Raw genomic sequence first — 9,838 nt, 5'->3', positions numbered from 1 at the left:
CACCGCGCCCCCGCACATGGCCCTCCGGATCAAGTGCCTGGAGGCCGCGGTCCGCGACCGCGGGGGGGCGGCGGCGCCGGGCGGCGCCTGCGAGCTGCTGGCCGGGCTGGACGCCGAGGCCCCGCAGGCGCTGGACGCGGTGCTCGGGCACCCCTACGTCCGGGCCTGGGCGGTGCGCTGCCTGAACGGCGAGCCGGGTGCCGACCTCGGCGGGCTGAGCGAGCTGGCCGCCGCCGCCGCGCTGCGGGCCGGTCGGCGCGAGCCGGTGAGCGTGCCGGTCCGCGCCGGGGCCGTGCACCTGCCCACGCTGGGCCGGGTGCTGACCGGCGGCAGCGGTGAGGCGCTGGTGACCGGCGAGGAGGACGGCTTCACCGTGCGGCTGCCCGGCGGCCCGCGGCTGCGGGTCGGCTGGGACGACCCGGGCACCGGGGCCGGCGACCGCGGCCGGTCCTGGCAGCCGGTGCGCAGGGTCAGGCTGGCGGACGGCTGGACGGTCGCGCTGGAGGACACCGACCCGCAGCGCGACAGCCACCAGTGGCCGGTGACCGATCGGCTCGCCGAGCCCGAGCTGCTGGCCTGGACCGGCGCCCTGCGGGAGGCCTGGGAGCTGATCGGGCGCGATCTGCCCGGCTACGCGCCGGGGATCGCGGCGGGCCTGGGCACCATCACCGCGCTGCGTCCCGGTCCCGCCGGACGCGACGTCAGCGCGGCGGCCCGGCAGGCGTTCGGGGCGGTCGGCATCGCCCGACCGGGCACCGCGCCGATCCTGGCGCTGCTGATCGCGCACGAGTTCCAGCACGTCAAGCTGGGTGCGGTGCTGGACTTCCACGACCTGTACGACCCGGCCGACCAGGGGCGCTACCACGCCCCCTGGCGACCGGACCCGCGCCCGCTGGAGGGGCTGCTGCAGGGCACCTACGCGCACCTGGCGGTCACCGAGTTCTGGGGGACCAGGGTGGCGGCCTACGACGGCCTGCCCGGGGAGCCGGCCGAGCTGGCCCGGCGGCAGCTGGCCACCTGGCGCGCGCACACCGACCGGGCGATCGACAGCCTGCTCGACTCCGGCGCCCTCACCCCGCTGGGGGAGCGCTTCGCGCGCGGCATGCGCGCCACCGTGGCGCCCTGGCTGGAGGTCCCGGTGGGACCGGCGGCCGAGCGCGCGGCCGAGCGGGCGGTGGCGGAGAACCTCGCGGCCTGGCAGGCCCGGCGCGCGGCGGGCGGCGGCGAGTCCGTGGCGGTGGCCGGGCCGGCCGCGGTCACGGCCACGGTCGGGCCGTGACGGTGCCCGGCGCCGGCGCGGGGTGGCGCACCGGCGTGAGCGCCGGCGAGCTCACCGCCCAGCTGCGCGCGCTGGGCGTGCGCCCCGGTCAGACCCTGCTGGTGCAGGCCTCCACCCGGGCGCTGGGCCCGGTGGCCGGTGGCTCGGCGGGCGCGCTGGCCGCGCTGCGGGCCGCCGTCGGGCCCACCGGCACCCTGGTCGCCTACACCGCGACCCCGGAGAACTCCGACACCTCCCGGCTGCACGCCCGGGCCACCGCCGCCCTGGACGCCCGCGAGCTGGCCGCCTTCCGGGCCGCCATGCCGCCCTTCGACCGGTGGACCACCCCCAGCTCACCCACCATGGGCCGGCTCGCCGAGGAGCTGCGGACCACCCCGGGCGCGCTGCGCAGCGGCCACCCGCAGACCTCCTTCGCCGCGCTGGGCCCGGCCGCCGCCCGGCTGCTGGACCCGCACCCGCTGGACTGCCACCTCGGCGAGCGCTCGCCCACCGGCCGGCTCTACGCCGAGCGGGCGCACGCGCTGCTGATCGGCGTCCCGCTCTGGTGCTGCACGGCCTACCACCTGGCCGACTACCGGGTTCCCAAGATCCCGTCCAAGACCTACGGCTGCGTGGTCGCGGGGCCCGACGGGCGGGCCCGCTGGCAGCACTTCGAGGCGCCGGACCTGGACGACCTGCACTTCCCGGAGCTGGCCGAGGCGATCCGCGCGGACCTCGGGGAGCGGATCAGCGGCGGTCCACTCGGCGCGGCGGCCTGCTTCCTGGTCCCCATCGCGCCCGCGGTCGACGCGGCTGCCGGCTGGCTGAACGCCCGTGCGGGGGCGCTGACCGGCTGAACCGGCGCCGCCGGCGCGGTGGCCCCCCGGCGCCCGCCGGCCGCGCGACCCGCGCGCCGCACGGGCCCCGGCCCGCCCGGGCGCCCCCGCACGGGCATAACAAAATGCCAAAGCCCGGCATGGAATCGCCGTTCTGACGCATGATCAGGGTGTCAGGTTGGTCGTGCTCTTGCCAGACGGCGCTATTCCCATGGTGAAGCCGGCCTTTCTACACTGAGATCCCCTCTCTCGGGGGACCAGCGGTCGATGGGGCCCAGGGGGAGGCGCGAGTGAACGCCGCTGACGGCGGGCGGAAGGCCCCGGCCAAGCCGCACTTCTTCCTCAGCTACGCCCACATGCCGACGGTCGGGACCCGCAACCCCAACCTCCGGGTGGCGCGGTTCTACCAGGACCTGTGCGAGGCGGTGCTGCAGCTGACGCCGCTGCCCACCGCCGACCCGGTCGGGTTCATGGACGAGACCATGCACCAGGGCGACAACTGGGCCGCGAAGATCTCCGACGCGCTGGCCACCTGCCGGGTCTTCGTGCCGCTCTACCACCCGCGCTACTTCCGCAGCACGCCGTGCGGTCAGGAGTGGTACACCTTCGCCCAGCGTTCGGCCGGCGCGCCGGGCGGGCCGGCCCGCAACACCGCGATCGTGCCGGTGCTCTGGGTGGGGATGCGCGAGGAGGCGCTGCCGCCGGTGGCCAGCGCCGTGCAGTTCAACCACTCCACCTTCCCCGAGGAGTACGCCGCCGACGGCCTGTACGCGCTGATGGCCCAGCGCCACCACCGCGACCGGTACGAGCAGGTGGTCTTCAAACTGGCCCGCCGGATTGTCGAGGTGGCGCTGGAGACGGTGGTCCCGGTGGTCGAGCCGGTCGACTTCACCACCCATCCCTCGGCCTTCCCGAAGAGCTCGCCGGCCGACCAGCTGACCATCGCGGTGCTGTCCTTCAGGGACACCGAGGTGCCGCCGCACCGCGATCCGGGCTACTACGGCGCCGGTCGCACCGACTGGCAGCCGTACGTCCGGGGCTCGGCCAGCGCGCTGGCCGAGCAGCCCGCCCAGCTCGCCCGGCAGTGCGACCTCAACCCGACCATCCACGAGTTCGACGCCGCCGCGGCCCGGCTGATGGAGCTGGAGCAGCCGGGCGGCCCGGGCGTGGTGCTGGTCGACCGCTGGGTCCTGGAGAACCCCGAACGCCGCGAGCTGGTCCGCGAGTTCGCCCGCCGCAACCCGGCCTGGGTGACCGTGGTGGAGCCGTGGAACCGGGACGACCCGCAGTGCGTGGCCTACAACTCGATGCTCGGCGCGCTGAGCGACGAGGTGTTGCGCCAGCGCGGCCGGATGGCGCGGCCCTCCTTCCGCGCCCCGGCCGCCGACCTCGGCGACAGCGAGGGCATCCCCACCGCGCGGGACTTCGGCGTCGCCTTCCAGCACGCCGCGGTCCGCGCCCAACGGGCGTTCAAGGAGCGCGGACTGCGCCGTCCGGCCGCCTCCTCGGAGTCGCGGCCCCGGCTGCGCGACGCGTTCGGCCCGCTCACCCGTACGACGCTCGGCAGACCAGCAGGCACCGACCCCGACGAGGACGACCACGGAGGCAACCATGACGTCTGAATCGACCCGCAACCTTCGGGTGGGTGGGCGGAGTTCGGGCTCGCTGACCACACCCGCGACCGCCACCGGCGGGTCCGCCGAGGAGGACCGCCGGGGCAGGATCATCACCTTCTACTCCTACAAGGGCGGCACCGGGCGCACCATGGCGCTGGCCAACACCGCCTGGATCCTGGCGGCCAACGGCTTCCGGGTGCTGACCGTGGACTGGGACCTGGAGGCCCCGGGGCTGGCCAAGTTCTTCCACCCCTTCCTGGACGCCGCCGAACTCGAGGCGGCGAACGGGGTGATGACCCTGATCAACGACTACCGCGAGGAGGCGCTGCGGGAGACCGAGCTGCACGCCGACCCGCTCTCCGAGCCCGAGCGCTACCAGCAGGAGCTCCACGCGATCGGCCACCACCCCGGCTGGCACCTGGACTTCGCCAAGGTGGCCGGGCACGCGCTGCCGCTCTCCTGGGGCGGCTTCCCGCCCGGCGGCAGCATCGACTTCCTGGCCGCCGGCCACCAGGACCGGGACTACTCCGGCACGCTCGGCTCCCTGGACTGGGACCTGTTCTACGAGCGCTTCGACGGCGGCCAGTTCTTCGACGCGATGCGGGCCGACATGCGCCGGCGCTACGACTACGTGCTGATCGACAGCCGCACCGGCCTCTCCGACACGGCGGAGATCTGCACCGTGCAGATGCCCGACGACCTGGTGGTCTGCTTCACCCTCAGCGACCAGAGCATCGACGGCGCCTCCCGGATCGCCCAGCACATCGCGGACCGCTACCGCGACCGGGGGATCCGGATCCTGCCGGTGCCGATGCGCATCGACGACTTCGAGAAGGACAAGGCGGACGCCGGCCGCTCGCTGGCCCGGATCCGCTTCGACGGTCTGCCCGCGGGCCTGACCGACGAGGAACTCGTGCACTACTGGGGATCGGTGGAGATCCCCTACCGGCCCTTCTACGCCTACGAGGAGATCCTGGCCACCTTCGGCGACAAGCCGGGGACCCCCACCACCATGCTCTCCGCCTGCGAGCGGCTGACCGACATGGTCACCGCCGGCCGGGTGGCCGCGCTGCCGCCGATGGACGAGGAGGTGCGGCTGCGCTACATCGAGGCGTTCACCCGGCGGCGTCCGGCGGTGCCGGCCGACATCTACCTCAGCTACGTGCCCGAGGACCGGATGTGGGCGGACTGGATCGAGCACGTGCTGACCGCCGCCGGCTTCCGGGTGCTGCCGCGCGACGTGGGGGCCGGCTCGGACACCCGGGCCGAGACCGAGCGTTCGGTGGACGCCGCGTTCCGCACCGTGGCGGTGCTCTCGCCTGCCTACCTGCGCTCGCCGCAGGCCCGGGCGCTGTGGGAGTCGGTGGTCGGCTCGGACCCCTCGGGCACCCGGCGCCAGCTGATCCCGGTCCGGGTCGGCTCCACCCCGCTGACCGCCCCGTTCAGCAGCCGCAACCCGGTCGACATGGTCAACCTCAAGGAGCCGCAGGCCCGGGCCGCGCTGGTGAAGGCGCTGGGCCGCGAGGAGGTGCCGAACGCCGACCCGAACAGCGGACCGCGCTTCCCCGGCACCCAGCCGGCGATCTGGAACGTACCGCCGCGCAACACCTACTTCACCGGCCGCGCCGAGGTGCTGGAGCGGCTGCGCAACCAGCTGGACGGGCGGACCACCGCGGTACTGCCGGTCCCGCAGACGCTGTACGGCCTCGGCGGCGTGGGCAAGACCCAGGTGGCCCAGGAGTACGCCCACCGGTTCATGGCCGACTACGACCTGGTCTGGTGGATCGCGGCCGAGCAGGAGGAGGAGATCCAGGGACAACTCGCCGAGCTGGCGAGGAAGATGGGCCGGGCCACCAACGAGCCGGTGTCGCTGGCGGCGGACCTCGCGCTGGAGGCGCTGCGGCGCGGCGACCAGGTCCAGCGCTGGCTGCTGATCTTCGACAACGCGGACGAGCCCACCGACATCCGGCGCTACTTCCCCGGCGGCTCGGGCCACATCCTGGTCACCTCGCGCAACCAGGCCTGGTCGACCCACGCCGAGGCGCTGACCATGGACGTCTTCACCCGCGGCGAGAGCATCGACCACCTCACCCGGCGCACCAGCGGCGCGCTGGACCGGATGGACGCCGACGCGGTGGCCGAGGCGGTGGGCGACCTGCCGCTGGCCGTCGAGGTCGCCGGGGCCTGGCTGAAGGCCACCGGCACGCCGGTCGCCGAGTACATCGCCGCGCTGCAGTCCGAGGCCGCCCGGGTGCTGGAGCTGGGCCGGCCGGTCGACTACCCGATGACGGTCGGCGCCACCTGGCGCGTCTCCATCGCCCGGCTGCGCCGGCAGTCCCCGGCCGCCGCCCGGATGCTGCAGCTGTGCGCCTACTTCGCGCCCGAGCCGATCTCGATGAACCTCTTCTACAGCGACCAGATGATCCGGGCGCTGGTCCCCTTCGATCCCGGGCTGAGCGACAAGTTCCTGCTGGGGCGGGTGATCCAGGCGATCGGGCGGTACGCGCTGGCGAAGGTGGACGCGGGGACCAACAGCATCCAGGTGCACCGGCTGGTCCAGGAGGTCATCCGCTCCGAGATGACCGCCGAGGAGCAGGACGACACCATCCACGAGGTGCACCGCATCCTGATCGGCGCGCGCCCGGTCGTCGGCGACACCGACGAGCCGGCCAACTGGCCCGCCTTCGAGGAGATCTGGCCGCACCTGTCGCCCTCCCAGGCGCACAACTGCGACGAGTCCGACACCCGGCAGCTGATGATCGACCGGGTCCGCTACCTCTGGAAGCGCGGCGAGTTCGCGCAGGCCCGGCGCACCGGTCACCTGCTGGACGAGGCGTGGACCGCCAAACTCGGCGAGGACGACCCGCAGACCCTGCTGCTGCGCTTCCAACTGGCCAACGTGATGCGCTCGCAGGGCCAGTACCAGGAGGCCCTGCAACTGGACGAGAACACCCTGGAGCGCCAGCGCCGGGTGCTCGGCGAGCACCACCCGTACACCCTGATCACGGCCGGCTCGCTGGGCGCCGACCGGCGGGCGCTGGGCGAGTTCCAGAAGGCGCTGGAGCTGGACAAGGAGATCCTGGAGCGGTTCCGCGAGCAGTTCGGCGAGGACCACCCGCGCACCCTGTCGATCGCCAACAACCTGGCCATCGACTACCGGCTGGTGGGCGACAGCAAGTCCGCCCAGGAGCTGGACCAGGACACCCTGGACCGGCGCTCGCTGGTGCTGGGACCCAAGCACCCCTACACCCTGTCGGTGAAGTCCAACCTGGCCCGTGACCTGCGCGAACAGGGCGACTACGAGGGATCGGTGACGATCCATCAGGAAGTCGTGGAGGCGTACGCCGAGGTGCTGGACATCGACGTGCCGGAGATCCTGCGCAACGCCAAGTCGCTGGCCGTCTCGCTGCGCAAGGCGGGCCGGCAGGCGGAGGCCCGCCGGCTGACCAAGGAGACCTACGAGCGCTACCTGGAGCGCTACGGGGAGAACGCTCCCGACACGCTGGCCTGCGCGCTCAACCTGGCCGCCGACTACAGCGCCGGCGGGGACAAGGACGCGGCCCGCGACCTGGCCCGCCAGGTCTACCTCGGACACCAGCAACTCTTCGGCGTGGAACACCCGTTCACCCTGGCCTGCGCCAACAACCTGGTGATCTACCTGCGCGGCAGCGGCAGCGTGGAGGAGGCCGTGGAGCTGGGGCGGGCGACCGTGGACACACTGGACCGGGTGCTGGGCGACGACCACCCGTTCACCCTGAACGGCAAGATCAACCTGGCCAACGCCTACGGGGACCTGGGCCAGTACGCCGACGCCGAGCGGCTGGAGCAGGCCGCCTACCGGGGCCTGTGCGACCGCTACAGCCCGCGCCACCCGGACGCGGTGGCCTGCCAGGCCAACCTCGCGGTCACGCTGCGCGGGGCCGGCCGCGGCGGGCAGGCCGCCGAGCTGCGGGCCCGGGCGGTGGCGGAGTTCATCCGCCAGCTCGGCGAGGAGCACCCCAACACGGTCTCCGCCCGGGGCTGGAAGCGGATCAACCGGGACCTGGAGCCGCAGCCGGTCTGAGTGGCCCCCGGTGGCCGGGCGGTTTCTCGCCCGGCCACCACCCGGTCACCGGCGGGCCGCCCGCCGGCTCAGCCCGCCGCGCCCGCGGCCCACTTGATCGCGGCGGTGAGCACCCGCAGCGAGCCGAAGTGCGCGGCGCCGGGCTCCAGGAAGAGCGTCGCGTCGGGGATGTGCGAGGCCAGCCAGCGCGAGTGGTCGACCGGCGAGTACATGTCCTCGGCGCCGTGCCAGAGCCAGGTGGGCACGGCGATGTCCTGGACCTTGAAACCCCAGTCGGTGGTGAAGGCGAGCGCGTCGTCGATCCAGCCGTCGGCGTTCTGCCGGAACGCCTCGCGGTAGTTGCGCTGCAGCATCCGGCGGATGCCGGCGTCCGAGACCACCACCCGGTCGTCGCCGGACAGTTCGCGGCGCAGGCCGGCGATCAGCTCGGCCGGGTCGTCGCGGATCCGGCGGGCCCGCTGCTCCATGGTCGCCGCGATCCGCTGGTGGTCGCGCTCGGCCGCCCGGTAGTCGCGGATGTTGGAGGGCGCCATCTGGCCGAACCAGTCCAGGTCCTCGGCGTCCCAGGGCGCCAGGCTGACCAGGGCGGCCACCCGGTGCACCCGGCCCGGCAGCAGGGCCCCGCAGGCCAGCGCGTGCGGCGCGCCGCCGGAGCGGCCCACCACGGCGACCCGCTCCAGCCCGAAGTCGTCGGCGATGGCCTGCACGTCGGCCGCCGCGGCGGCGGCCTGGCGGCCGCGCAGCCGGTCCGAGCCGCCGTAGCCGGGGCGGTCGAAGGCGATCAGCCGGACCCCGAGGTTGTACAGCACGCTGGAGCGCGGGGTCGGGCCCAGCCGGCTGCCGGGGGTGCCGTGCAGCAGGAAGACCGGGCGGCCGGCCGGGTCGCCGAAGGTCTGCACCGCGAGCGTCCGCGCGTCGGCCGTCTTGACCAGTCGGGGCTGCACGGCGGGGACCTCCAGGAGTCGGGGGCGGGGGAACGCGGCCGGGCCCCGCGCGAACGAGGCCCTAGAGGTCGACACCGCGGACCTCACGGCGGGCCTGCCAGGTGGTGTGCTCGCGCGAGACGGCGTCCTCGGCGTCCCTGGCCAACCGGGCCCAGAGCTCCGCGCTGTCCGGCGCCGCCAGGTCGAGTTGGGTCAACTGGGCCCTGACCAGTTCGAGTTCGTCGGCCGCCAGCCGGTAGGCGGCGGCCAGCGGCCGGTACTGGCGCAACTGGGCCCAGGCGGTCACCGAGGCGGCGACGGCCGAGACGCTGCCGAGCGCGTCGAAGGTGAAGAAGCCCAGCGCCCGCAGCACCGCCAGCACCAGGCCCACCGCCGGCAGCACGATGCCCAGCACGCCGGTGATCCAGCCCGCCCGCTCGCAGTACTGGGCCTTGTCGCGGTACCACGCGTGCTGCACCTGCACCCGTTCGCGCAGGTAGACCTCGCGGCGCACCGCGAGCGGCTGATCGCGCAGGCCGCGCATCGCCTCGGTGACCCCGGCGCGCTCGGCGGCGTTCGCCGGGACCGCTCTGCTGTGCTCGAAGCCCCGCAGGATGCCGTGGAGTTGGAGGTTGTAGAGGCCCTCGGCGTCCGGCAGCGTGGTGGGTGGTGGCCGATACGCGTCGGCGCGCACCGCGTACTTCCAGGCGAGCGTCTTGAGCGACTCGGCGGCGGCCCGGCCCTCGTACCACAGGCCCTGCGGGTTCTGCCGGCTGACCACCACGGCCACGAAGACGGTGAGCAGGTAGGCCACCGCGGCGACCCAGGCGAAGGGGCGGCCGTCGGCCGAGCCGGCCACCGCGGCGCCGGTCAGCAGCACCAGCTCCCAGCGGGACAGCGAGACCGAGCGCTGCTGGCCCTGCAGGGAGGCGGAGTCGGCCACCCGGAACAGCTCGGGCATCAACTCCGCCTCGCGGACGAAGCCCGTGGATCGTGCCCCGCCAGCCATCCGGTCCCCCTGTGCGTGGTGTCCGCTCGACGCAGGTGTACTGCCCCCGGCGCAGTCCGGGTACGCCTGGCGCCCGGCCAGTATGAGCGGTCCCCGGCCCCGCGGACAGGTCTGGTACGCGCCGTTCTGCGGA

General features: G+C 74.3%; 6 protein-coding genes. 4 read left to right on the top strand and 2 right to left on the bottom strand.

Annotated elements, in window-relative coordinates; all coding sequences use genetic code 11:
* The 4 genes from ABD323_RS03970 to fxsT all read left to right on the top strand — a co-directional run.
* The coding region (locus tag ABD323_RS03970; protein WP_344439179.1) for an HEXXH motif domain-containing protein at positions 1 to 1,279 on the top strand (1,279 nt) is incomplete at its 5' end.
* Positions 1,276 to 2,115 carry an AAC(3) family N-acetyltransferase gene (locus tag ABD323_RS03965; RefSeq protein ID WP_344439176.1) on the top strand — a complete coding sequence of 280 codons (840 nt, stop codon included), beginning with the start codon at positions 1,276 to 1,278 and terminating at the stop codon, positions 2,113 to 2,115. The genes ABD323_RS03970 and ABD323_RS03965, both read left to right, overlap by 4 nt.
* A 269-nt stretch (positions 2,116 to 2,384) precedes the next feature.
* On the top strand, positions 2,385 to 3,716 hold the full coding sequence (locus ABD323_RS03960; protein WP_344439173.1) for a TIR-like protein FxsC: 1,332 nt from the start codon (positions 2,385 to 2,387) through the stop codon (positions 3,714 to 3,716).
* The gene (gene fxsT / locus ABD323_RS03955; protein WP_425555850.1) at positions 3,706 to 7,773 is read left to right on the top strand and encodes an FxSxx-COOH system tetratricopeptide repeat protein; all 4,068 of its coding nucleotides are present in this window, start codon (positions 3,706 to 3,708) and stop codon (positions 7,771 to 7,773) included. Before ABD323_RS03960 ends, fxsT begins: the two co-directional genes overlap by 11 nt.
* 68 nt (positions 7,774 to 7,841) lie before the next feature.
* On the opposite strand, the gene ABD323_RS03950 is transcribed toward fxsT, so the two are convergent.
* Both ABD323_RS03950 and ABD323_RS03945 read right to left on the bottom strand, forming a co-directional pair.
* Positions 7,842 to 8,717, bottom strand: coding sequence for an alpha/beta fold hydrolase (locus ABD323_RS03950; protein WP_344439170.1), 876 nt, complete (start codon positions 8,715 to 8,717; stop codon positions 7,842 to 7,844).
* A 61-nt stretch (positions 8,718 to 8,778) separates the two neighbouring features.
* On the bottom strand, positions 8,779 to 9,657 hold the full coding sequence (locus tag ABD323_RS03945) for a DUF4231 domain-containing protein (RefSeq protein ID WP_344439167.1): 879 nt from the start codon (positions 9,655 to 9,657) through the stop codon (positions 8,779 to 8,781).
* Positions 9,658 to 9,838: the final 181 nt, after the last annotated feature.

The sequence above is a fragment of the Kitasatospora nipponensis genome, from assembly GCF_039528135.1.
In the GTDB taxonomy this organism is placed as follows: Bacteria; Actinomycetota; Actinomycetes; order Streptomycetales; family Streptomycetaceae; genus Kitasatospora; species Kitasatospora nipponensis.
This window is presented reverse-complemented; position numbering and strand designations above follow the sequence as displayed.

What these genes read in the sequence shown, in the direction of transcription:
- fxsT (WP_425555850.1), top strand. Translation starts at nt 3,706, where the DNA reads ATGACGTCTGAATCGACCCGCAACCTTCGGGTGGGTGGGCGGAGTTCG.
- ABD323_RS03945 (WP_344439167.1), bottom strand. Translation starts at nt 9,657, where the DNA reads ATGCCCGAGCTGTTCCGGGTGGCCGACTCCGCCTCCCTGCAGGGCCAG.